Source organism: Arcobacter cryaerophilus gv. crypticus (assembly GCF_002993025.1).
In the GTDB taxonomy this organism is placed as follows: domain Bacteria; phylum Campylobacterota; class Campylobacteria; order Campylobacterales; family Arcobacteraceae; genus Aliarcobacter; species Aliarcobacter cryaerophilus_B.
On sequence record NZ_NXGI01000056.1, the window covers coordinates 80202 to 102039 of the forward strand.

Here is a 21838-nt window from a genome sequence, read left to right on the forward strand (position 1 = left end):
TTATAAATATTTTTTACAAATAAATATTAGTTTATCTGCACTCTCATCTGTGTGAAGAAAAAACTCTTTTATCTCAACAATCTCAAAACCAGATTTTTTTAGAATTTTTTCTAAATACTCTTTTTTATGGTACTCTTGTACTATTTTGTCTTGTTCTTTTGTATATTTTCCACTTTTTTCTTTTTCAAAAAGTGTTATATTTGTTTGAAGTTTATCATTTTCAAAAAAAGCATCAATTGCTATAAATTTATCTTCAATATCAATATTTATAGTTCCTTGAGCTACTTCATCAAAACCAAAATATGTGTTTACATCAAATATAAAATAAGCATTTGGATTTAAAACTTTATTAACTTGTAAAATAAATTTTTCAAGTTCAATTTTAGGAATATAGTTTAAAACATCAAAAATTGCAGTTGCGCAATCAAATTTTTCTTCCAGCTTTCCAAGATCTTCAAGAGATATTGCTTTTGCATTTAAGCCTTTTTCTTCACAAATTTTTATCTGTTCAACACTTAAATCAATCCCAAAAGCCTTTTTTTTGTTTATCTCTAAGTTATTTAAAAAATATCCTTGACCACAACCAATATCAATAATATTGTCTAAATCATTTATCATAATAAACTTCAAAAACTCTTTATGAAGTGAGTAAATCTCCTCTTCAAAATCCAAATAAGGCTCTATTCTTGCATATAAATCAAGTCCCATTATAAAAATTTCTCTAGCTTATCTTTTAAATCAAAAATCAAATCTTTTTTTGCATAAAATGAGTTTTTATTTGCTATTAAGTGAGCTGTTGTTTCCATGATTGTAGGTCCTACTTCTAAACCATTTTGTTTCATAGTTTCACCAGTTTCTACAATATCAACAATACAGTCACAAAGCCCAACCAAAGGTGCTAGCTCAATTGAGCCATAAAGTTTTATGATTTCTACTGCCATAGCTTTTTGTTCAAAATATTTTTTGGCTATTTTTTCATGTTTTGTAGCTATTGTTATTTTACTTTTATCAAAATTTAGTTTCTCTCCAGCTCTAAGTCCAAATGCAACTTTACATCTTCCTAGTTTTAAATCCAAAAGCTTGATTAAGTCATACTCTTTTTCTTCTAAAACATCAAGACCAACAACACCTAAATCAGCAGCTCCATGCATAACATAAGTTGGTACATCTTGATTTCTTACATTTAAAAATTTAAAACCACTTTTTTCTAATATTAGTTTTCTATCTTCAAAAACAAACTTCTCTCCAAAAGCTTTCTCAAATCTATCAAGAGTTTCATCTGCAATTCTACCTTTTGGAAGTGCGATTGTTAGCATCTATTATCCTTTTTATATTTTCAAATATTAAATCTTTTTTATATATACTATTTTCAAAAAATTGGCTCAAAAACTCTCCATCTCCACCTGTAAATATTATATTTTTATTTTTACAAATCTCTTTTAGAGGTAAAATGATAGATTTTATTAAAGCAAAAAAAACAGCATCTTTTGTTTGAAGCGGTATTTTATCCAAATTAATATTTTTTTCAAAATCGCTTTTTGAGATTTCTAGCTTTTTTGAGATATTTTTATAAGCTTTTAAAAAACTATTTAAGCCCAAAAATATAAAACCACCCATATGTTTTTTATTTTCAATAATATCCACAGTTATTGCACTTCCTGCATCAATAATAACTGCATCTTCTTCAAAACTACATGCAAGTGCTCTATCTATTCCTAAGCCTAAATAAGAAGTTTCAAAATTTATAAAACTAGCTAGATTTTTTGCTTGAGGGTTTTTTTTAAGAAGTTTTTTTGTAGCTTTTTCATTTACACTTATGTAAAAAATATCATCTTTAAACTTTGGTATTTTATCGTTTTTGTAGTAATTTTTTATATTTTTATCTATTAAAAACTTTGTACTTGTATTTCCAATATCACATAAAATCAAAATTTGCCTTTATTTCAAACTTAACTGTATATTTTACTACTAATTGGAATGGCTATAAAATCATCAAAAGGTAAATTGTCTTTAAATACAAGAACAGGTCTTTTTTTTGATTGATTTAAATTGCTAAAATAGAACTCACAAAGTACAATATCAAAACTATTTATTTCCATATATCATCTTCTTTTAAGTCTTGCCAATCTTCTATAAGATTTGCAGAATGGTTTGAAAATAGTTTTGTATCTTCCTTGTCATCTTTTGATACTATTTTTTGTTCTTTGTCTTCTAAAATCTTTATTTTATTATTGTCAAGGCTTTTTAGGAAAAACATAATATGGTTATAAATATCATCATTTATTTTTAGTTTAACTGTATGCATATATTTCCTTTATAAATATTTTGAAAGATTATATCAAATTAAGAAGTAAAAAGGCAAAAAAGTTTCTATTTACTTATCTTTGGAAATGGGACTTTTCTCAAGTACTTTTTTAATTGTTTGTGATGGTTGTTTAGTTTATAAATATTTTAAATCTTTTTTAATAATTTATCATAATCATCATGAGAACCAATCCAAAACCAAATTATATTATTTTCTTCAAGAATATCAATAACACGATAACTAATATTTATTCTACAAGAGTAAATTGATTTATTCGAATGCACTCTTTTAAAATATAAACTTGCGTGATATGGATTTTGTTTAAAGATTTCGTACTATTTTCTTGCTAAAATTCTAATATCTTTTGGTAATTGTTTAAAAAGTTTTCTAAAATTTGGATTTAAAAATGATTTCATATTTATTTTAGTTCAATACATTTATTATTTTTAAAATCATTTAGAGCTATATTTGCCATATTTGAAAGTAAATCTTCACTATTTGCAAGATTTTTTTCCCATTTTTTTTCACTATTTATTTCATCTATAATAAATCTTGCAAAAATATTTTGTTCTAGTTCTGGAAGTTTTGATATTTCTTCAAAAGCACTATTTAAAAGTTTTGTCATCTTAAATCCTTCATAAATATTTTAAAAGATTATATCAAATTAAGAAGTAAAAAGGCAAAAAGTTTCTATTTGCTTTATCTTTGGAAATGGGACTTCAGTCCCATCAAATAAAAAAGAATGGTGGGAATAAATTCCCACTTCCGAAAAGTAGCAGTAATAGGGGAGTGATGAATTCCCCCATGTTTTCCAATTAATAAAGTCTGGTTACTAAAACCATCAATATTAAAAGTATTACTGCTATTGTGTGAAACAAAATAAATCCTTTTGGTAAAATCCCCTTACCCCCAAAAGTTTTACTTTTGCTAACCACCCAGCAAAAAAAAAGGTAAAGCTAAAAAGCTCTACCTTATTTGATTTACCTATCAGGTCATCACTCCTGAAAGAATATAGTATGTACCTAAAACATAAAGCGATTATATCAAAGATAGTTATCTGTGTCAATAATTTTTAGGTAAAAAAAGAGTTGAACACAAAGCCCAACCTTGCTGTAAATATTTTAATATTAAAATGGATTAATAATTTTTAAATTTTTTTCAATTACCAATTTATCTTGCATATCTTCACTATATAAAATAGTACAAGAATTTTCTAAAGCTGTTGATACAATCAAAGCATCATAAAATTGTAAGTTATAATTTTGTTTAAGTTTTAAAGCATTTAATTGTGTTTGTATGTCAAAATCTAAAATAATGAACTCTTTTTCAAGTTCTTTTACTACATTTATAATATCTTTTATATTTAATTTAAATTTTTTTATTAGAATATTAATTGTTTCATTTATAACTTGTTTTGAAATATAAATATTATTATTTGTATTTATAATATTTTGTGCTATTTCTTGTTTGTTTTTTTCAGTTGAATAAGCATATAAAAGTATATTTGTATCAAGAAAAATTTTATCTTTCATTTGCTTCTTGTCTATCAAACTTAAAATTAGTTGTGTCTATTTTGATTGCATTTAACCTTTTTTTATCTTTATTTTTATTTATTATTAAAGGCTTATCTTCAACTATTTCAATCTTTTTTTTATCTAAACTATTTAATAAAAATATTATATGGTTATAGATATCATCGTGAACTTTTAGCTTAATTGTATGCATATATTTCCTTTATAAATATTTTGAAAGATTATATCAAATTAAGAAGTAAAAAGGCAAAAAGTTTTTATTTGCTTTTTTATAAAAGTAGCAGTAATAGGGGAGTGATGAATTCCCCCATGTTTTTCAATTAATAAAGTTTGGTTATAAAAACCATCAATATTAAAAGTATTACTGCTATTGTGTGAAACAAAATAAATCCTTTTGGTAAAATCCCCTTACCCCCAAAAGTTTTACTTTTGCTAACCACCCAGCAAAAAAAAAGGTAAAGCTAAAAAGCTCTACCTTATTTGATTTACCTATCAGGTCATCACTCCTGAAAGAATTATCTTGTTTCAACATGATTATTGTATCTAAGTATAAATTTGATGTCAATAAACAGGGTAAAAAATTTGAACTACAAAGCCTAAGCTTTTGGCAATTCTTTTTTCTATTTACTTTTTTTATAAAAAGTAACAAAAAATCGTGACACAAGATACTTTTTTAGGGATTTGGAAATGGGACTTTTCTCAACACTTGCTTTGCAAGATTTTGCTCTAAGCTGTCCCATCAAAAAAAAGCTTGAGTCTAATTCGATTTATGGGTTTGGATATGGGATTTTGGAAAATGTAACTTTAATCTTGTTCTTAGTAAAAAATAAAAATTTCATAGCAAAAAAAAGATAATTAGATAAAATACAAATATGTAAATTATAAAGGTTCAGTTTGGAATACAACATACTATTTTCAAAGCTTCAAAAAGAGCTTTCAGATAGAAGAGCTAATAACTATAAAAAAGGCTACAAATTCAATAAAAATCAACAATCAATATATGATTTTGTAATAGGGAGAAAAAGCATTGTTCAATTGGAAGTAAATGAAGAACAATATTTTATTAAAAAAAATGATTTTAGACATATTCTTGAAAGGCACTATGTTCCAAATGATGAAGTAAATTTAAAAGATGGAAGAGTATCATCAAATGATATTTTAAATATTGCGAATGTTATAAAAAATGGTAGAAAATTAGAAGAGTATGAAATTAAAGATGATGACTTTAATAATAAAATAGGATATATTCAAATAAAGAATCATATTAAATATACAGTAATCCTCAGTAAAGACAAAAATGGATATTGGTTCATAAGTTTTTTTAGTAATGAAGAAAAGGAGTTGGGCGACTGTTTTTAAACCTCCATTGGGTAAACTAACGCAAACTGTTACGCTAACCAACTCACAATTTCAATAGAATTATATCAAACTGTAATGACATTGTCAATACATAGTTTTTAAGTAAAAAAAAGATTGAACAACAAAGCCTAAGCTTTTGGTAATTCTTTTTTCTATTTACTTTTTTTATAAAAAGTAACAAAAAATCGTGACACAATATGCTTTTTTAGGGATTTGGAAATGGGACTTGGAAAGTTTGGAAATGGGACTTTGGAAAGTTTGGAAATGGGACTTTGGAAAGTTTGGAAATGGGACTTTGGAAAGTTTGGAAATGGGACTTTGGAAAGTTTGGAAATGGGACTTCAGTCCCATCAAATAAAAAAGAATGGTGGGAATAAATTCCCACTTCCGAAAAAAGGGTAAAAAAAAAGCTTGGGCTTTTGCCCAAGCTTTTCGAAAGAAAGTTGTTTTCTAAATCCCTAAGAACTGGGATTAAAATCCCAGTTCCGAAGAAAGGTGGGACTAAAGTCCCACTTCCGAAAAGAGGTGGGAATAAATTCCCACTTTCTAAGAGAAATTAGAATGTATAAGCAACTTGTAATCTTCCCATATCTTGATCATAAGTTTTTGTACCTGTTGATTTTACTTTCTGTTCAACATTACCATATCTTAAGTAAGTACTTAAGTTTTTAGACATTTTATATGTTAATTGTCCATAAATTTCTTCTTGCTCAACATTAGAAGTATTTAATGTAGAAACTGTAGCAACATTATTAGATTCTAAATTACCATAATGAGCTGTAAAGTTTAAGTTATCTAAAATATCAACTCCTAAAGATGCTTGGAAATAATCAGCATCTGCATATCCATTAGAAGTAACAGTCCATCCTAAAGATGTATTTTTCGCATCATTATCGGCAGCAGTAGCTCCACCATGTTTTCCAGTTTTTGTATATGCAAGTCTAGCATTAACTATAGAGAATTTACCATCAACAGCAAATCTGAACATTGAATTCTCTCTTTGATCAGCATTTTGATTTATGAAACTATTAAGTTCTAAATTTACATATCTAGCTTCTAAACCTAATTTAGCATTTTCTGCTAAATCAAGATTTGAAGTAGCTGCTAAAGTGTAAGAGTTAAATGTATTTTGTAAACCAGCATACCAAGCTTCAAGTTTAACAAAATCTAAATTTCCTTGAACAGTAGCAACATACATATCAGAACCATTTCTAACGTTTCCTTTAAGAACATTACCAGATGTATTTAAATTAGTTGCATTAAAGTAACCAGCACCAGCTGTAACTGGTCCTACAGTAGTAAGAGCTAGAATACCAGTTCCGTTTTGCTCGTTTCCATTGATATCAACAGCAACTGTATATGGAGTAGCTAAACCTTGTTTACCAACATTTACAACAGTATTAGGAATAGCTGTAAATCCAAAGTATGCATTTGTAAGTGTAACATCAGCTCCACCATCACCATTAGTTGAATCTTTTTTAGAATCTAAAGTAGTAAATCCAGCATCAGCTCCACCTACGATAAATCTTGAATTGAATTTAACATAGTCATTTACTTTTGAAGATAAGTTAAGACCTATTTTGTAGTTATTATCTTCTGTTTGATTACTTGTTGATGGAGTAGTTTTTAAATCTCTATCGAAATTGTTATATCTATAAACAACTGATCCAGATACATCTACATTTTTAATAGCTTCTTCTAATGGTTGAGCATTAGCAGTACTAAAACCAGCAACTGCAACAGCTGCTACTAAACTAATTTTTGAGATTTTTCTCATGTTTTTTTCTCCTAAAATTTCGAAATTAAAGTCGATTTACAAGAAATAATTTATTTCCTTGTGAACCTTGGCGAACATTTTATATGAGTTAAAATTAAACTTTTCTTAAATTGGTTAATTTTTTGTTAATTTAATTTAAAGATAAGCATTTTGTTTCTTATTTTTAGAATTTTTTACGAATATTTTGATACAATCCTTTCTTATGAAAAAGAATAATATTATACTAATTGGTTTTATGGGTGTTGGAAAAGGAACTGTGGCTAGAGCTATGGTAAAAGAGTTCGCAATGGTGGGACTAAAGTCCCACTTCCAAATGGGTGGAAAAGAAGAAGCTTGCGGAAATGGGACTTTAGTCCCATATAAAAATAAAGCTGGGACTGAAGTCCCAGTTCCGAATGAAGGAAACAAAGAAGCGGGAATGGTGGGAATAAATTCCCACTTCCAGTATGTGATAGATACAGATGATTTAATAGAGAGTATGGAAAATAGAGCTATAAAAAAGATCTTTGCAGTTGATGGTGAAGCTTATTTTAGAAATTTAGAAAAAAAGACTGCTCTTTGGCTTGAAAATAGTGTTGATAATACAATTATTTCAACTGGCGGTGGATTTTACAGACAAGAGAATCTTAAAAATATAGGAACTGTAATATATCTTAAGTCATCATTTGATGGAATTTTAAAAAGAATAAAAAAAGCACCAAATGCAAAAAATAAACTAAAAAAGCGACCACTTTTACAAAATAAAAAAGAGGCTATGAAACTTTATAATATAAGAGTAAAAGAGTATGAAAAAGTTGCAGATATTATTGTTGATGTTGAAAATAGAGATTTAAAAGATATAGTAAAAGAGATTTTAGGACAAATAAAATGAAAATAATATATACAAAAGATAAAGAGTTTAAAGTTGAGTTTGAAAATATTTTAAAAAGAGCAAAAAGTGATATAAAAGGTGTTTCAAAAATAGTTGAAAATATTATTGATGAGATTGTTGAAGATGGAAATGAGGCTTTAAAAAGACATATTGAAAAATTTGATAAATGGATTGTAAAAAGTGATGATGAGCTTTTAATATCTCAAGATAGTATGAAAAAAGCTTATGAAACTCTTGATGAGAGTTTAAAAAAATCACTTCATATAGCATATGAAAGAATCAAAGTATATCACGAAAAACAGCTTCCAAAATCATGGATTGATTTTGAAGAAAATGGGACAATTTTGGGACAAAAAGTAACTGCTGTGGATAGAGCAGGGCTTTATATCCCCGGTGGAAAAGCTGCATATCCAAGTAGTTTATTAATGAATGCAATTCCAGCAAAGGTTGCAGGAGTTAAAGAGATAGTTGTTTGTACACCAACTCCTAATAATGAAGTAAATGAACTACTTCTTGCAGCTTGTCACCTTTGTGGTGTTTCAAAGGTTTATAAAGTTGGAGGAGCAAGTGCAATTGCTGCTATGGCATATGGGACTAAAACAATTCCTAAAGTAGATGTGATAACGGGACCTGGAAATATCTTTGTAGCAACTGCTAAAAAAATGGTTTTTGGTGAAGTAAATATTGATATGATTGCGGGACCTAGTGAAATAGGTATTTTAGCAGATGAGAGTGCAAAGGCAAATTATATAGCAATAGATTTACTCTCTCAAGCAGAACACGATGAGATGGCTAGTTCGATTTTAATAACTACTTGTGAAGATTTGGCAAAAAATACAAGCAAAGAGGTTGATAATTTTTTAGCAAATTTAAGCAGATATGAGATTGCTAAAAAATCAATAGATGAGCGAGGAGTTATAATTGTTGCTTCAAATATTGAAGAAGCAATTGAGCTTATGAATGAAATAGCACCTGAACACCTTGAAGTTATGACAAAAAATCCATTTGAGCTACTTCCTTTTATAAAACATGCTGGAGCAATTTTCTTAGGTGAAAATACTCCTGAACCAATAGGCGATTATATAGCAGGACCAAATCATACTTTACCAACAGGTGGAACTGCTAAATTTTATAGTCCTTTAAATGTAGAGAATTTTCTTAAAAAAAGCTCAATAATTAGTTTTTCAAAAAAAGCTATAAATGATTTGGGAGAGTCTTGTGCACTTTTAGCAGATACTGAAGGATTAACAGCACATGCAAAAAGCGTAAGAGTGCGATTGGAAGAAAAAGGTGAGTAAATTTAAAGATTGGTTTACAGAAGATGACGATGATATATTTTTTGGAAGTCCAAAGTCAAAGTTTTTTGATATTATGGAACAAACTCACAGAGATTTAGTTGAAGATGAGATTGATAAAGTTATTGAAAAATTGGCAATTTTGGAGCTTATTTTGAGTCAAGATAAAGATGAGGATTTTGATATAAACTCATATTTACAAGATTTTAAAGAGAAAAATGAAGAAGATGTAAACTCAATGAAAAAAGGGCTTTATATGGAATTTTCTGGAGAGATTATTAGTAGGTTGGATAGTTAGGTGGAAGTTTTAGAAAAAGTAAAAAATCAAATAAGAGATTTTGTAGAAGTTTGCCAATATCCAAAGGCTTTGGATTTGCTTGAAAAATTGGCAACTGGAAAGATGCTAAGAAGTAAATTGATACTTAAAATTGCTAAAGAGAGCGATGAGAGTATAAAACTTTGTGCTGTTGTGGAGATGATTCATGCGGCTTCACTACTTCATGATGATGTTATAGATGAAGCAGATACAAGAAGGGGAAAACCATCTATTAATGCTTTGTATGATAATAAAACTTCAATAATGTTTGGAGATATTTTATACTCAAGAGCCTTCACAGAACTATCACAAATGGATAAAAAAGTTGCATATCATGTTTCAAATGCGGTGACAGAGCTAAGTATTGGTGAGATGATGGATGTTGATTTGACTGAATCATTTAATAGTTCACATGATAAATATTTAACAATGATATATAAAAAAACAGCATCTTTAATAGAAGCTAGTGCTAGAGCTGCTGCTATTTTGGTAGGGCTTGATGATGAAAAACAAGAGAAATATGCAATATATGGAAAAAATTTAGGTCTTGCTTTTCAGATGGTTGATGATATTTTAGATATTACACAAAGTAGCCAAACTCTGGGAAAACCTGCTATGCTTGATTTTAAAGAGGGAAAAGTAACTATTCCATATCTATATTTATATGAAAGAGTTGAAGATAAAGAGTATTTGAAATCTTTGTATAAAAAAGAGTTAAACCAAAAAGAGCTTGACTATTTAAAAGATAAATTAAATAGTACAAATGCTTTGAGTGATGCTATAAAAGAGGCAAAAAATAGAGGTATTGAAGCAATAAACTCTATAAAAGATGAAAAAAATAGTGAAGATTTAATAAATATTATGAAAGCTATGATAGAAAGAGATTTTTAAGATGAGTTATTTAGTAATCAGTTTTTCGCATAAAAATTTAGATATAAAACAGAGAGAAAAATTAGCTTTTAATAGCGATGAAGAGAAAGCAAGATTTATAAAAAGACTTTTGGAAGCACCAACTACAAGTGAGTTGGTTTTGCTTTCTACTTGCAATAGGGTTGAAATTATTGCAAAAAGTTCAAATATAAAACAAAGTAGCAAAAATATTATTGAAAATTTAGCTAGTTATTCATCTTTGGATTTTGATTTTTTATATGATAGGGCTGATATTTATGATGGAGATGTTGCTGTGCATCATCTTTTTTCTGTTGCTTCTGCACTGGATAGCTTAGTTATTGGTGAAACACAAATTGTTGGACAACTAAAAGATGCTTTTAGATTTTCTCAAAGTTTTGGTTTTTGTGATCAGTCTATTAGTAAAGTTATGCATTATGCTTTTAAATGTGCTGCGCAGGTGCGAACTGCTACAAGTTTGGGAACAGGTTCTGTTTCAGTTGCTTCAACTGCGGTTGCAAAAGCAAAAGAGTTAGTAGGAGATACAAAAGGTGTAAATGCTTTAGTTATAGGTGCTGGACTTATGAGTGAATTGGCGGTTAAACACCTTTTAAGCTCTGGTTTTGATGTAACAATAACTAGTCGTGATATGAAAAAAGCTCAAAATCTAGCAGATAGTTTTGAAGCATCTATTAAAGTAGAGCCATATTCTAAGCTTGAAGAGTTACTTGAAATTATGCCTGTGATGATAACTGCAACAAGTGCTCCATATCCAATAATTACACAAGAGAATACTCCAAGTTCTAGTATTTCAAGATATTGGTTTGATATTGCAGTTCCAAGAGATATTGATGAGAATATAGCAATGTTTGATTTAGATATTTACTCTGTAGATGATTTGCAAGAGATTGTAAATTCAAATATGACACAAAGGTCAGCTCAAGCTAAAGAGGCTTATACAATAGTTGGTCGCTCTACTTCGGAGTTTTTTGACTGGTTAAAAAGTCTTGATATTGAACCAATTATTAAGAATTTGTATCTAAAAGGTGATTGTATAATAGAGAAAAAAGTCCAAAATGCTATAAAAAAAGGTTTTATACCAAAAGAGCATGAAGACAATATCAAAAAACTTTGCCAAACTATAATGAGTGAATATCTTCATAATCCATCGAAACAACTTAAAAATATTTCAAGAAATATGGAGTGTGATTTGGTTGTAAGTTCTGTTCAAAGTATGTTTACAAAACAAAATAGTGATACAAGCTTTAAATGTGAACATTTATCTAAAAATTAGAAAATCAAAAATTATTTTAAAAATATAGGAAAAATATATGAAATTTAGTAAACTTTTTATTCCAACAACAAAAGAGATGCCAAGTGATGCCTCTTTACCTTCTCATCAATTTTTGGTTCGCGGTGGATTTGTGGCACAAACTGGTGCTGGAATTTATGATTTTATGCCTTTGGGAAAAATTGTTTTAGAAAAAATTAGAGCTATTGTAAAAAAAGAGATGGACGAAGCTGGAGCAAATGAAGTTCAATTTGGTTTTGTTACACCTCTTAGTTTATGGAGCGAATCTGGAAGAGCTTCAACTATGGGAAGTGAGCTTCTAAGATTTAAAGATAGAAAAAATAGTGAGTTTGTTTTAAGTCCTACAAATGAAGAAGCTGTTGTAAATATGGTAAAAAATAGAGTTACTTCATATAAAGATTTACCACTACATCTTTATCAAATAAATACAAAGTTTAGAGATGAAGCACGTCCACGATTTGGACTTATGAGAGGTAGAGAGTTTTTGATGAAAGATGGATACTCTTTCCACTTTAGTGAAGAGGATTTAGTAAGAGAGTTTAATCTTATGGAAGCTACTTACAAAAAAATATATACAAAACTAGGGCTTGATTTTAGAGTTGTTGAAGCTGATAGTGGTGCAATTGGTGGAAGTGGAAGTAAAGAGTTTCATGTTCTTGCAAGTAGTGGTGAGGATACAATTGTTGTTTGTGATGGTTGCTCTTATGCTGCAAATATTGAAGCTGCTAAAAGAGAAGCAAAAATTTATGATTTTGAAGCAGGAGAGTTAAAAAAAGTAGAGACTCCAAACTGCAAAACGATAGAAGAAGTTGCGAATTTTTTAAATGTAAAAAAAGAGCAAACTATAAAAGCAGTTATAAAAAAAGCAATTTTTAAAGATGGAACTAAAATTGTAGTGTTTTTTGTGAGAGGAAGTGATGAGCTTGAAGAGACAAAAGCACAAAATAGTATAGATGCTTTAGAACTTATTGATGTAAGCGAAGATGAGATAAAAGAAGCAGGAGTTGTTGCTGGATATTGTGGAATGGTAGATTTACCAAAAGATATTTTGGTAGTTGTTGATAGTGAGTTGGAAAATTCACAAGCTATGGTTTGTGGTGCAAATGAAGAGAATTTTCACTTTGTGAATGTTGATTTAAAAGCTATTGAAAATATTAGATACTTTGATTTGATTGCTGTAAAAGAGGGTGATATTTGCTCTTGTTGTGGTGGAAAACTATCACATACAAAAGGAATTGAAGCTGGGCATATTTTTCAGTTGGGAGATAAATACTCAAAAGCTATGAATGCTACATTTTTAGATGAAAATGGAAAGGCAAAACCATTTATTATGGGATGTTATGGAGTTGGAGTATCAAGACTTGTGGCTGCTGTAATTGAGCAAAATCACGATGAAAAAGGTTGTATTTGGACAAAAACAACTGCTCCTTTTATGGTTGATATTATTGTTTCAAATTCAAAAAATGAAGATGAAAAAAATATTGGTGAAAAAATCTATGAAGAGTTAAAAGCTTCAAATGTAGAAGTTATTTTAGATGATAGAATAAATGCTAGATTTGGGTTTAAAATTGGAGATTTTGAGCTTTTGGGTTTTCCTTATGCCATAATTATTGGGAAAAAACTATCAGATGGTGTAGTTGAAATAGTGGATAGAAAAACTCTTATTAAAACAGAAGTAAAAATAGAAGAAGTTGTTTCTAGAATTTTAAATTTAATTAAATAAAAAGGTATATGTATGAGTATTGAAAAAAATATTGAGAAAGTTGTTGATCAAAATGTTGAGCAAATAACAAGAGATTTTAAATCGTTTATTCCAGATAATATTGTGGAGATAGCTATAGGATACTCTGTATCTATTGTTGTTGCAGTTCTAATATTTTTTATTGGAAAATGGATTTCAAAAAATATAGTTAAGCTTTTAGGTAGAGCTTTAAGAAAAGTTGGTGGAGTTGATGAAACTTTGGTTAAGTTTTTGGAAAATATTGTTTATTATACATTGTTAACTGTTGTTATAATTGCTGCTTTAAACAAATTAGGAATTGCTACAACTTCGTTTTTAGCTATTTTAGGAGCTGCTGGTTTGGCTGTTGGTTTAGCTTTGAAAGACTCTTTAGGAAATTTTGCTTCAGGTGTTATGATAGTTTTATTTAAACCATTTAAAGCAGGCGATAGTGTAGTTGCTGGTGGAGTTAGTGGAACTGTTACTGAAGTTACAATTTTTAATACGGTATTTTTAACTGCTGATAATCAAAAAATAATTGTACCAAACTCTTCAATTACAAGTGGAAGTATAACAAATGTAAATGCAAACAATACAAGAAGAGTTGATATTGTTGTTGCTATTTCTTATGAAGATAATATCAAAAATGCAAAAGATGTTTTGACAAATATTATAAACTCAAATCCAAAAGTTTTAAAAGATAAAGGTGTTGGTATAGCTGTAACTGATTTAGCAGTTGATAGTGTAAAGCTAGGTGTTAATGTTTGGGCAAAGTCATCTGATTGTGGTTCTTTAAAAGCTGAACTTTTAGAAGAGATTAAAACAAAGTTTGATGAGGTTGGAATTACAATTCCATATCCAAAGAATGTATATCAACAAATCAAAAATTAATATACCAAAACTACTTATTGATATTTTGACAATATTGCAAGATAGTGGCTATAAGCCATATCTTGTTGGTGGTTGTGTGCGAGATTTTCTTTTAAATAAACCAGTTAAAGATTTTGATATTGAAGTATTTGGTCTTGAAAACTTAGAAAACTTAAAAGTAATTTTAGAAAAATATACAAAAGTTCATGATATTGGAAAATCTTTTGGTGTTTTAAAAATAAATATTGAGGATTTTGATATTGACTTTTCTATTCCTAGAGTAGAGAAAAAAGTAGGAACAACTCACAAAAGTTTTGAGATAAAACTTCTTTCAAATTTAAATATAAAAAAAGCTGCAAAAAGACGAGATTTTACTATAAATGCTATATATTACGACTATTTTAATGATAGTTTTATAGACCCTTTTTTGGGAATAAAAGATTTAAAAAAAAGAAAAATCAGATATATAGATAAAAAAAGTTTTGTAGAGGATAGTTTACGAGTTTTTAGAGCTTTTGGATTTGCTTCAAGATTTGATTTTAAAATAACAAAAAAGACAAAACAGTTTTTAAAAACTATTATAAAAAGTGGTGAGTTAAATAATTTATCAAAAGAGAGAGTTTTTGAAGAGTTAAAAAAACTTATTTTGAAATCAAAAAAACCAAGTGTTGGTTTAAAACTTTTTGATGAGTTTAAAATATTCAAAATATCTTTTTTAAAAAAATATAAAGCTATAGATAAGTTATCAAAAATTTTACAAAATAGAGATATAGATTTAAAAAGGGTATTGGTTTTATCTTTTGTTGTTTTGTTAAAAGGCGAAAAAGAGGAAGATGTTTTTGAATTTTTATCAAAAATAAGTAGTGATAAAAAATTTATAAACTCTATAATCTCTTTGTGTAAAGAGAGTTTGGAAGATGATATTATAAGCTTAAAAAAACAGTCTTTAAATATAGTTTTAGAAGATTTAATTTTAGTTGAGATGGCATTTGGAAATAAAGATATTGATTCGATTTTGCAAAAATGTGAAGAGTCTGATATTTTAAATAAAGCATTAAAACCACATATTATGGGAGTTGATTTGCTTGATTTAGGTTTTACTCCTAGTGGGGATTTTAGAGATATGTTAAATTTTGCAATGGATTTGCAAATAAAAGAGAATCTTTCGAAAGATAATTTAAAACAAAGACTTAAGAAGAGTTTTTAAAATAATATTTATATAATCTTCTTAGGGTCTGTATATTCTATTTTCGCTTCCATTTACAACATGAAATATAGTAACTCCATATTTTTTTGAGTAATATTTTAAAAGCAGATGCTGTAAAGTTGGCTCTATTGAAGGTGTAAACCAAGCATTGTTTGAAATCATAATCATATATTTAGTATCCCCTAAATTTTCAAATATTTTATCTGTAGTCCCTTCATAGCAAATTGCATTTCTATATTTTTCTCCTTGAATTATAAAATCTGTTGGAGAGCTTGCTTTTGAGTAATCAGTAGCTCCATTGTAGAAAATATCATTAATCAAATCAACAAAAAATTTAGGAAGAGGTATCTCTTCACCAAAAGGAACTAAAACAACTTTTTTTGCAACAGAGACACTATTTTTACTATAAAAATATGAAGCATTGAAAATTTGATTATCTTCAACATATAAAGCTCCAGTTACTATATCTATTTTATTTGATAATTCTAAAAGCATATTATTTAAACTAGGGTATTTGTTTAGTGCCACTGAAAATGCAGTTTCAGGTAAAACAACCAAAGTATAGCCTTTGTCTATGGCATCAAAAATTTGTTTAAAGTTTTCATCATTTAATATTTTTAAATACTCTTTATCCCACTTTAAAGATTGGTCTATATACATTTGAGGCATATAAATTTTTGCTTTTGGAGTATCTATAAATTCACCTTTTTCACTATGAAAAGCAAATAATAGTGGCAAAATAGCTAGTATCTTTGCTCTTTTTAGTTTTATTACAAGATAAAGTGATATAAGAATTAAGGCAAAGGCAAATTTTGTAGTACTTAAATATGATTCGATAAAAATAAGCTCTAGCTTTAACCAATTAAAACCAAATGGAGCGATAAATAAAAATCCAAAAATCATTAAAATTCTAAAAGAGAGTTTATCTATAACTGCAAAAAGAGCAAAAATAATTCCAAAAACAAGACCAATTCCTAAAAGTAAAAATGGAGCTATATAGCTAATATCGTAGTATTGTAAACTAACACTCATCCAATAACACCATAAAATTCCCGTAAAAAATCCTGCATAAAATAGTGAAATTCTTGGAATTGTTAGTAAAAGATATATTCCATAAAGTCCAAAGATTGTATTTATTAATTTAAACTCAAAACCAAAATATGATAAATATATAAAAGAGCTAAGTAGACAAGCTGTAATCAAGCCTTTTATTATTAAATTTTTGTTAAAATGTTGAGTTTTTAACAAAAACATACTAAACCCCCAATAAAAAGGAAATTCGATGCAAAGCGATTTATTGACTTCATTACTACCTCTGGTTGCACTTTTTGCAATATTCTATTTTTTAATAATTAGACCACAACAAAAACAAGCAAAAGCTCATAAAGAGATGATCATAAACCTTAAAAAAGGTGATAAGATTGTAACAAATGGTGGCTTAATGGTAGAAGTAGTAAAAGTTGAAGATGCATTTTTTTTAGTAAAAAATAGCGATAACTCTGAGATGAAATTAGCTAAAGAGTTTGTTACTAGACTTATTACTGAATAATTTATTATTTAAGATATGATTTTCATATCTTAAATTCTCCCCTCTACAAATAAGGATTTATATTGAAAATTTTTAATTTTAAACTCACAATTTTTTTAATTAGTGTTATATTTGGTATTGTTTTTGCTATTCCATCTTTAATGCAAACAGATTATGGTAAGAAAGTAAATTTGGGTCTTGACCTTCAAGGTGGACTTCATATGCTTTTGGGTGTGAACACAGAAGAAGCTGTAACTTCAAAAATAAAATCAATCGCAACTGCTATTAAATATTTTACTGATGATGAAGAGTTACTTATTGATGGATTGACTGTGAGCGATAACTCTATTTATTTCTCAATTTTAGATATTGATGAAATGGCTAAAATGGATAAAATGCTCGAAGAAATCAAAGGTTTAGATATAGTTAAACAAGATTTAGAGTATAAAGTTTCTCTAAATAATGAAGAGATAATAAAAACAAAAGATTACTCTGTTGCTCAAGCTGTTGAGACTATTAGAAATAGACTTGACCAATTTGGACTTAGTGAACCAACAGTTGTAAGACAAGGTGATAGCGATATAGTTGTTCAACTTCCAGGAATTAAAACAGCTAGTGATGAAAAAGCTGCAAGAGATTTAATCTCAAAAGCTGCAAAGCTTGAGCTTATGGCAGTTGATGAAGAAAGAATGGATAGAGTTTACCAAATGACAAGTAAAGAGGCAGCTGCTTTTGGAGATGTTATTTTAGAAGATACAAATGATTCAAATAAAAAGTATCTTGTAAAAGAGATACCAATTTTAGATGGAAGTCAAGTTGTAGATGCTCAAGTTGCTTTTAGTCAATCAAATCAACCAATTATAAATTTTACATTAAATAGTGCAGGAGCTAGAATTTTTGGTGATTTTACCGCTAAAAGTGTTGGAAAAAGATTAGCAATTGTTTTAGATGGAAAAGTTTATTCAGCTCCAAATATAAATGAGAGAATTGGTGGTGGAAGTGGGCAAATTTCTGGAGGATTTACAGTACAAGAAGCTGGAAATGTTGCTATTGCTTTAAGAAGTGGAGCACTTTTGGCAAGTGTAACTCTTTTGGAAAAAAGAAGTGTTGGTCCATCTTTGGGAGCTGATAGTATAAAAGCTTCAATGATAGCTTTGGTTTCTGGAACAGCTTTGATTTTTCTATTTATGATGTTTTATTATAGAAGAGCTGGGATTATTGCAAATATTGCTTTGATTGCAAATGTATTTATTCTTTTAGCAGTAATTGCTCTTTTTGGTGCAACTTTAACACTTCCTGGGATGGCTGGAATTATTCTTACATTAGGTATGGCAATTGATGCAAATGTTATTATAAATGAGAGAATTAGAGAAGTTTTAAGAACGGGTGCTAGTGTTCAAAAAGCTATAGAAGATGGATATTCAAATGCTATTAGAGCTATTATGGATGGGAATATTACAACTTTTTTAGTTGCTATTGTATTGTATGCTTATGGAAGCGGAGCTATTAAAGGTTTTGCTGTAACTATTTCTATAGGAATTTTAACTTCAATGCTTACATCAATAGTTGGAACTCATGGTATCTACAAAGCAATAATGCCAAAAATTGCAAAAGATAAAAACAATAAAAAATGGTTTGGAGTAGCATAATGGAGATTTTTAACAACAATAAAACTTATGATTTTATGGGTAAAAAGATTCCTTTTTTAAGTATATCTGGAATTTTGATTATAGCTTCATTTGTTTTACTATTTACAAGAGGTTTAAACTATGGTATTGATTTTGTTGGAGGAACAATTGTTCAAGTAAAATATGAACAAGCTGCACCTTTGGATAAGATAAGAGAAGTTTTAGAAAATAGTAAATATGCTGGTTCAAATGTAACAGAATTTGGAAGTGCTGATGAGATAACTATAAGATATACAGGTACTTCAAGTAGTGTAACAAATGATGCCAGTGATGATATGAGCAAAATATTAGCAAGCACTGGAAATTTTGAAATAAGAAAAATAGATATGGTTGGTGCAAAAGTTGGAGCTGAATTACGAGAAAAAGGTATTATGGCTTTAACTATGGCTTTGTTGGCTATGCTTATTTATATTGGGATAAGATTTGAGTGGAGATTTGCTGTTGCTTCTGTTATTGGACTTATTCACGATGTTATTATTACTTTGGGGATTATTAGTCTATTTAAAATTGATGTAAATCTCGATATGATTGCTGCTATTTTAACTTTGGTTGGATATACAATAAATGATACTATTATTGTAAATGATAGAATTAGAGAGAGTTTACAAACAACAAAAGAGAGAGACCTTGATGCTTTAATAAATGATTCGGTGAGTAAAACTCTTTCAAGAACAGTTCTTACATCTTCAACTACTCAATTAGCAGTACTTACTATGCTTTTATTTGGTGGAGAGATTATATATGCATTTTCATTTACACTATTTGTTGGAATTATAGTAGGAACTTACTCTTCTATTTTTGTGGTTTCTCCATTTATTAAATTCTTAGGATTTAATACAGATAGCTATAGAAGTAAACAAGCTATAAAAGAGGCAAATAGAAAAGAGAAAGAGAAATTAAGAGCTATGTATGAACAAGGAAGAGTTTAAATAAAGGTAATTTAAAATGGATTCTTCAATAAAAGTCTTAATTTCTATTATAGTGGTTTTATTTATTGCTGTTTATATACTTTTTAATGTAGTCTTAGAAAATGATACAAAAGAGAAAAAAAAGATAAATGAAAACCCTAGTTCTATTCAAGAAAGAAGAGATGCTTTAAAAGGGATGTTTAAGTAATATCCTCTTTTCTTAGAAGTAAGAATATAAAATATGCACCGAAAAGATTTATAGGTGCATATACATATGAATAAACTGAGTTATTAATAAAAAGATACAAAAAAGAGTTTAAAATATATATAAATATTAAAAACTGTAAAGAACTTTTTATATAGATATTTAAAAAATCAATTTTTATCATCTCTAGTTTTTGTAAAATAATCAATAGAAAAAATAGATTAAAAAATAGTGAAAAAATACTTAATATTAAGTTTTTATTTTGAATTATATTTGAAGATTGAATAAAAATAGATACTAGTATTATAAAAATTGAACCATATTTTACTATTGGTTCAAAATCTATGAACTTTAAAAAACAGCATCTTTTTTTTAAAGTAGGAAGAAGAGTATTAAACTTTTTTTTACTTTGCATTACTCTTTCATTCTATTAAAAATTGTCTCTAAGTTTAAGTCTTCTTCGCTTTGAATTTCACCATTTGAATGTAGTTCAAACACAACAACACTTTTATCTTTTAGAGTTGATTCTTTGTTACTTCCAAAACCGCTAGAGTATAATCTTGAAGGTTTTACATTGTATTTTACTAACTCTCTTATTACGTTGTTTGCTCTTGCTGTTGAAAGCTCTAAAGCATCTTTGTGTTTAGAATTTTTAACTTCATTTTCTTGTGCATAACCTTTTACATTTATTTCAGTTTCTTCAGGCATTGCATTTATTAACTTAGATAAATTACTTAAAAAATCATTTGCAAAAACAGATGTAATCTCTGATTTTCCACTCTCAAAAGCTAAATGTGCTGGAACACTCATTAAAGAACCATTTGGAAGCTCTATTAGATTGGCACCTTTATTTTGATTTTGTTCTTGTTCTTCTTTATTTTCTAAAGTATGAACTATAACCTTTTTCCCCTCAACATTATCATCAATAGGTTCATCTGTCATAGCTTTTTCTTGTTTTGTTTGCTCTTCAACAATATTTGCAGATGGAAATTTATAAATTTTTATAAACTCTTCTTTTAAAGCTTTTTGTTTCTCTATATTTACAGATGCCAAAGCATATAAAGCAATAAAAAGTGCCAAAAGAAGACTTAAAAAATCGGCATATGGAACTGCCCATTTTTCACCAGCTGGGCACTCGCACTTCTTTTTTTTAGACATCTAAAAAAAATCCTATAAAGGCATAGGAGTTATCATTTTTGATAACTTCAATTTAAGTTCACCTGGTGCATCACCTCTTGCCATTCCTTTGCAAGCAGCAAGTATTAGGTATTGTTCTTTTACAACTAAATGTCCTTTTGCTTTTAACTTAATTCCCCACGGCCCTAAGAAAATATATGAACCACCAATTCCCATAACAGTTGCTGTAAATGCTCCTGCAATTCCAGCTGCCATTGCGGGAGGATCATCTAATTTTTGTAAAGCTAAGATTAAACCAAAAACAGCTCCAACAAGCCCAATAGTAGGAGATGTTTCACCTGCATGCAACCAAAAGTGGCTAGCCCCGTGATAGTACTCTTCTGTTGCCTCAATTACAGGTTCTAGTTGCTCTTCGATTTGTTCTTCTTTGCTTCCATCAACAACCATGCTTAAAGCTTCTTTTAAAAATTGATGATTTAAACCTTGAACATCTTTTTCTAAAGCTAAAACCCCTTGTTTTTTTACAGTTATTGCATATTCAACAAGTTCATCAATTCTTGCTTCAAAATTTACAGGTGATTTTTTAAATATATTTTTAAACTCTTTAAAAGCTGCTTTTACATATGTGGAATCAGTTGCTACAACAGCTGCTAGTATTGCAGTTGGTATAACAATAATAAATGAAGAGATGTGAAGAACTCCAGCTGGATTTCCACCCTCTAAAATAACCCCCACAGAAATAGATGTTATAGCACCTATTAATCCTAACAGTACAGATAAATCCATTTGTTTTCCTAAAAAAAAATTAGTTTATAGTATCTAAAGTAAATTAAAAAAATGCTGTAATATGCTTGAAATTAGTTTTTTATACAATTTTAGCTAATATACAGACTTTATTTTAAATAGTTAAAAGGAAAAAA

General features: G+C 28.3%; 29 protein-coding genes. 15 read left to right on the plus strand and 14 right to left on the minus strand.

Annotated features, from left to right (window positions below; translation table 11 throughout):
* From CJ670_RS10310 to CJ670_RS10345, 9 genes are all read right to left on the minus strand, one after another.
* On the minus strand, positions 1 to 708 hold the full coding sequence (locus CJ670_RS10310) for a class I SAM-dependent DNA methyltransferase (protein ID WP_105939886.1): 708 nt from the start codon (positions 706 to 708) through the stop codon (positions 1 to 3).
* Entirely contained in the window at positions 708 to 1316 is a 609-nt protein-coding gene (hisG, locus tag CJ670_RS10315) for an ATP phosphoribosyltransferase (RefSeq protein WP_066155372.1), read from the minus strand. The genes CJ670_RS10310 and hisG overlap by 1 nt, the downstream gene beginning before the upstream one ends.
* Complete coding sequence (locus CJ670_RS10320) at positions 1288 to 1929, minus strand: type III pantothenate kinase (RefSeq protein WP_105939887.1); 642 nt, start codon at positions 1927 to 1929, stop codon at positions 1288 to 1290. The genes hisG and CJ670_RS10320 overlap by 29 nt, the downstream gene beginning before the upstream one ends.
* Before the next feature lie 20 nt (positions 1930 to 1949).
* Complete coding sequence (locus CJ670_RS10735; RefSeq protein WP_108723606.1) at positions 1950 to 2099, minus strand: putative type II toxin-antitoxin system PemK/MazF family toxin; 150 nt, start codon at positions 2097 to 2099, stop codon at positions 1950 to 1952.
* Positions 2090 to 2305, minus strand: a complete 216-nt coding sequence (locus CJ670_RS10325) for a hypothetical protein (protein WP_105939888.1) — start codon at positions 2303 to 2305, stop codon at positions 2090 to 2092. The genes CJ670_RS10735 and CJ670_RS10325 overlap by 10 nt, the downstream gene beginning before the upstream one ends.
* Before the next feature lie 146 nt (positions 2306 to 2451).
* The gene (locus CJ670_RS11105) at positions 2452 to 2634 is read right to left on the minus strand and encodes a ParE family toxin-like protein (RefSeq protein ID WP_425352290.1); all 183 of its coding nucleotides are present in this window, start codon (positions 2632 to 2634) and stop codon (positions 2452 to 2454) included.
* A gap of 89 nt (positions 2635 to 2723) precedes the next feature.
* On the minus strand, positions 2724 to 2930 hold the full coding sequence (locus CJ670_RS10335; RefSeq protein ID WP_105939889.1) for a hypothetical protein: 207 nt from the start codon (positions 2928 to 2930) through the stop codon (positions 2724 to 2726).
* Positions 2931 to 3432: 502 nt separating this feature from the next.
* Positions 3433 to 3837 carry a PIN domain-containing protein gene (locus CJ670_RS10340; RefSeq protein WP_105939890.1) on the minus strand — a complete coding sequence of 135 codons (405 nt, stop codon included), beginning with the start codon at positions 3835 to 3837 and terminating at the stop codon, positions 3433 to 3435.
* The gene (locus tag CJ670_RS10345; protein WP_105939891.1) at positions 3827 to 4030 is read right to left on the minus strand and encodes a hypothetical protein; all 204 of its coding nucleotides are present in this window, start codon (positions 4028 to 4030) and stop codon (positions 3827 to 3829) included. Before CJ670_RS10345 ends, CJ670_RS10340 begins: the two co-directional genes overlap by 11 nt.
* Before the next feature lie 494 nt (positions 4031 to 4524).
* Here CJ670_RS10345 and CJ670_RS10930 point away from each other — a divergent pair, with 494 nt between their 5' ends.
* The 3 genes from CJ670_RS10930 to CJ670_RS10355 all read left to right on the plus strand — a co-directional run bounded on the left by CJ670_RS10930 (position 4525) and on the right by CJ670_RS10355 (position 5598).
* Complete coding sequence (locus CJ670_RS10930) at positions 4525 to 4692, plus strand: hypothetical protein (protein WP_165785214.1); 168 nt, start codon at positions 4525 to 4527, stop codon at positions 4690 to 4692.
* Positions 4693 to 4731: 39 nt separating this feature from the next.
* The gene (locus tag CJ670_RS10350; RefSeq protein ID WP_105939892.1) at positions 4732 to 5196 is read left to right on the plus strand and encodes a hypothetical protein; all 465 of its coding nucleotides are present in this window, start codon (positions 4732 to 4734) and stop codon (positions 5194 to 5196) included.
* 219 nt (positions 5197 to 5415) lie between these two features.
* Positions 5416 to 5598 carry a hypothetical protein gene (locus tag CJ670_RS10355; RefSeq protein WP_105939893.1) on the plus strand — a complete coding sequence of 61 codons (183 nt, stop codon included), beginning with the start codon at positions 5416 to 5418 and terminating at the stop codon, positions 5596 to 5598.
* A gap of 154 nt (positions 5599 to 5752) precedes the next feature.
* On the opposite strand, the gene CJ670_RS10360 is transcribed toward CJ670_RS10355, so the two are convergent.
* Positions 5753 to 6973 (minus strand): major outer membrane protein, encoded by a 1221-nt coding sequence (locus CJ670_RS10360; RefSeq protein ID WP_105939894.1) that lies wholly within the window; start codon positions 6971 to 6973, stop codon positions 5753 to 5755.
* A 202-nt stretch (positions 6974 to 7175) separates the two neighbouring features.
* On the opposite strand from CJ670_RS10360, the gene CJ670_RS10370 reads away from it, so the two are divergent.
* Genes CJ670_RS10370 through CJ670_RS10405 form a run of 8 tightly spaced genes read left to right on the plus strand, consistent with a single transcriptional unit; the run spans position 7176 to position 15452 of the window.
* Positions 7176 to 7844: a shikimate kinase gene (locus CJ670_RS10370; RefSeq protein WP_425352289.1), complete on the plus strand. Its 669-nt coding sequence runs from the start codon at positions 7176 to 7178 to the stop codon at positions 7842 to 7844.
* Positions 7841 to 9142 carry a histidinol dehydrogenase gene (gene hisD, locus CJ670_RS10375; protein WP_105939895.1) on the plus strand — a complete coding sequence of 434 codons (1302 nt, stop codon included), beginning with the start codon at positions 7841 to 7843 and terminating at the stop codon, positions 9140 to 9142. The genes CJ670_RS10370 and hisD overlap by 4 nt, the downstream gene beginning before the upstream one ends.
* Positions 9135 to 9437, plus strand: a complete 303-nt coding sequence (locus CJ670_RS10380; RefSeq protein ID WP_105939896.1) for a DUF2018 family protein — start codon at positions 9135 to 9137, stop codon at positions 9435 to 9437. Before hisD ends, CJ670_RS10380 begins: the two co-directional genes overlap by 8 nt.
* Entirely contained in the window at positions 9438 to 10346 is a 909-nt protein-coding gene (locus CJ670_RS10385) for a polyprenyl synthetase family protein (protein ID WP_105939897.1), read from the plus strand. It begins immediately after the preceding gene.
* Position 10347: 1 nt separating this feature from the next.
* Positions 10348 to 11637: a glutamyl-tRNA reductase gene (gene hemA / locus CJ670_RS10390; RefSeq protein ID WP_105939898.1), complete on the plus strand. Its 1290-nt coding sequence runs from the start codon at positions 10348 to 10350 to the stop codon at positions 11635 to 11637.
* Positions 11638 to 11674: 37 nt separating this feature from the next.
* The gene (locus tag CJ670_RS10395; RefSeq protein WP_105939899.1) at positions 11675 to 13378 is read left to right on the plus strand and encodes a proline--tRNA ligase; all 1704 of its coding nucleotides are present in this window, start codon (positions 11675 to 11677) and stop codon (positions 13376 to 13378) included.
* Between the two features lie 12 nt (positions 13379 to 13390).
* Positions 13391 to 14266, plus strand: coding sequence for a mechanosensitive ion channel family protein (locus CJ670_RS10400; RefSeq protein WP_105939900.1), 876 nt, complete (start codon positions 13391 to 13393; stop codon positions 14264 to 14266).
* On the plus strand, positions 14241 to 15452 hold the full coding sequence (locus CJ670_RS10405) for a CCA tRNA nucleotidyltransferase (RefSeq protein WP_165785215.1): 1212 nt from the start codon (positions 14241 to 14243) through the stop codon (positions 15450 to 15452). The genes CJ670_RS10400 and CJ670_RS10405 overlap by 26 nt, the downstream gene beginning before the upstream one ends.
* 21 nt (positions 15453 to 15473) lie before the next feature.
* Here the strand turns inward: CJ670_RS10405 and CJ670_RS10410 are convergent, their stop codons facing one another.
* Complete coding sequence (locus tag CJ670_RS10410; RefSeq protein WP_105939902.1) at positions 15474 to 16706, minus strand: apolipoprotein N-acyltransferase; 1233 nt, start codon at positions 16704 to 16706, stop codon at positions 15474 to 15476.
* 28 nt (positions 16707 to 16734) lie between these two features.
* Here CJ670_RS10410 and yajC point away from each other — a divergent pair, with 28 nt between their 5' ends.
* The 4 genes from yajC (at position 16735) to CJ670_RS10935 (ending at position 19784) form a co-directional block, all read left to right on the plus strand.
* Positions 16735 to 17001: a preprotein translocase subunit YajC gene (gene yajC / locus CJ670_RS10415; RefSeq protein WP_105911458.1), complete on the plus strand. Its 267-nt coding sequence runs from the start codon at positions 16735 to 16737 to the stop codon at positions 16999 to 17001.
* A gap of 62 nt (positions 17002 to 17063) precedes the next feature.
* Positions 17064 to 18629: a protein translocase subunit SecD gene (gene secD, locus CJ670_RS10420; RefSeq protein WP_105939903.1), complete on the plus strand. Its 1566-nt coding sequence runs from the start codon at positions 17064 to 17066 to the stop codon at positions 18627 to 18629.
* On the plus strand, positions 18629 to 19597 hold the full coding sequence (gene secF, locus CJ670_RS10425) for a protein translocase subunit SecF (protein ID WP_105939904.1): 969 nt from the start codon (positions 18629 to 18631) through the stop codon (positions 19595 to 19597). Before secD ends, secF begins: the two co-directional genes overlap by 1 nt.
* Before the next feature lie 16 nt (positions 19598 to 19613).
* Entirely contained in the window at positions 19614 to 19784 is a 171-nt protein-coding gene (locus CJ670_RS10935) for a hypothetical protein (RefSeq protein ID WP_165785216.1), read from the plus strand.
* Here CJ670_RS10935 and CJ670_RS10430 read toward each other — a convergent pair.
* Genes CJ670_RS10430 through motA form a run of 3 tightly spaced genes read right to left on the minus strand, consistent with a single transcriptional unit; the run spans position 19777 to position 21704 of the window.
* Positions 19777 to 20196: a hypothetical protein gene (locus CJ670_RS10430; RefSeq protein ID WP_105939905.1), complete on the minus strand. Its 420-nt coding sequence runs from the start codon at positions 20194 to 20196 to the stop codon at positions 19777 to 19779. The two genes, CJ670_RS10935 and CJ670_RS10430, sit on opposite strands and share 8 nt — an antisense overlap.
* The gene (gene motB, locus CJ670_RS10435; protein ID WP_105911454.1) at positions 20196 to 20939 is read right to left on the minus strand and encodes a flagellar motor protein MotB; all 744 of its coding nucleotides are present in this window, start codon (positions 20937 to 20939) and stop codon (positions 20196 to 20198) included. The genes CJ670_RS10430 and motB overlap by 1 nt, the downstream gene beginning before the upstream one ends.
* 12 nt (positions 20940 to 20951) lie before the next feature.
* On the minus strand, positions 20952 to 21704 hold the full coding sequence (gene motA, locus CJ670_RS10440) for a flagellar motor stator protein MotA (protein WP_105911453.1): 753 nt from the start codon (positions 21702 to 21704) through the stop codon (positions 20952 to 20954).
* Positions 21705 to 21838 lie beyond the last annotated feature (134 nt).

Coding starts and splice junctions, on each gene's coding strand:
- CJ670_RS10310 (WP_105939886.1), bottom strand. CDS start 708: ATGGGACTTGATTTATATGCAAGAATAGAGCCTTATTTGGATTTTGAA.
- hisG (WP_066155372.1), bottom strand. CDS start 1,316: ATGCTAACAATCGCACTTCCAAAAGGTAGAATTGCAGATGAAACTCTT.
- CJ670_RS10735 (WP_108723606.1), bottom strand. CDS start 2,099: ATGGAAATAAATAGTTTTGATATTGTACTTTGTGAGTTCTATTTTAGC.
- CJ670_RS10325 (WP_105939888.1), bottom strand. CDS start 2,305: ATGCATACAGTTAAACTAAAAATAAATGATGATATTTATAACCATATT.
- CJ670_RS10335 (WP_105939889.1), bottom strand. CDS start 2,930: ATGACAAAACTTTTAAATAGTGCTTTTGAAGAAATATCAAAACTTCCA.
- CJ670_RS10340 (WP_105939890.1), bottom strand. CDS start 3,837: ATGAAAGATAAAATTTTTCTTGATACAAATATACTTTTATATGCTTAT.
- CJ670_RS10345 (WP_105939891.1), bottom strand. CDS start 4,030: ATGCATACAATTAAGCTAAAAGTTCACGATGATATCTATAACCATATA.
- CJ670_RS10930 (WP_165785214.1), top strand. CDS start 4,525: ATGGGACTTTTCTCAACACTTGCTTTGCAAGATTTTGCTCTAAGCTGT.
- CJ670_RS10355 (WP_105939893.1), top strand. CDS start 5,416: ATGGGACTTGGAAAGTTTGGAAATGGGACTTTGGAAAGTTTGGAAATG.
- CJ670_RS10360 (WP_105939894.1), bottom strand. CDS start 6,973: ATGAGAAAAATCTCAAAAATTAGTTTAGTAGCAGCTGTTGCAGTTGCT.
- CJ670_RS10370 (WP_425352289.1), top strand. CDS start 7,176: ATGAAAAAGAATAATATTATACTAATTGGTTTTATGGGTGTTGGAAAA.
- hisD (WP_105939895.1), top strand. CDS start 7,841: ATGAAAATAATATATACAAAAGATAAAGAGTTTAAAGTTGAGTTTGAA.
- hemA (WP_105939898.1), top strand. CDS start 10,348: ATGAGTTATTTAGTAATCAGTTTTTCGCATAAAAATTTAGATATAAAA.
- CJ670_RS10395 (WP_105939899.1), top strand. CDS start 11,675: ATGAAATTTAGTAAACTTTTTATTCCAACAACAAAAGAGATGCCAAGT.
- CJ670_RS10400 (WP_105939900.1), top strand. CDS start 13,391: ATGAGTATTGAAAAAAATATTGAGAAAGTTGTTGATCAAAATGTTGAG.
- CJ670_RS10405 (WP_165785215.1), top strand. CDS start 14,241: ATGTATATCAACAAATCAAAAATTAATATACCAAAACTACTTATTGAT.
- CJ670_RS10410 (WP_105939902.1), bottom strand. CDS start 16,706: ATGTTTTTGTTAAAAACTCAACATTTTAACAAAAATTTAATAATAAAA.
- yajC (WP_105911458.1), top strand. CDS start 16,735: ATGCAAAGCGATTTATTGACTTCATTACTACCTCTGGTTGCACTTTTT.
- secF (WP_105939904.1), top strand. CDS start 18,629: ATGGAGATTTTTAACAACAATAAAACTTATGATTTTATGGGTAAAAAG.
- CJ670_RS10935 (WP_165785216.1), top strand. CDS start 19,614: ATGGATTCTTCAATAAAAGTCTTAATTTCTATTATAGTGGTTTTATTT.
- CJ670_RS10430 (WP_105939905.1), bottom strand. CDS start 20,196: ATGCAAAGTAAAAAAAAGTTTAATACTCTTCTTCCTACTTTAAAAAAA.
- motB (WP_105911454.1), bottom strand. CDS start 20,939: ATGTCTAAAAAAAAGAAGTGCGAGTGCCCAGCTGGTGAAAAATGGGCA.
- motA (WP_105911453.1), bottom strand. CDS start 21,704: ATGGATTTATCTGTACTGTTAGGATTAATAGGTGCTATAACATCTATT.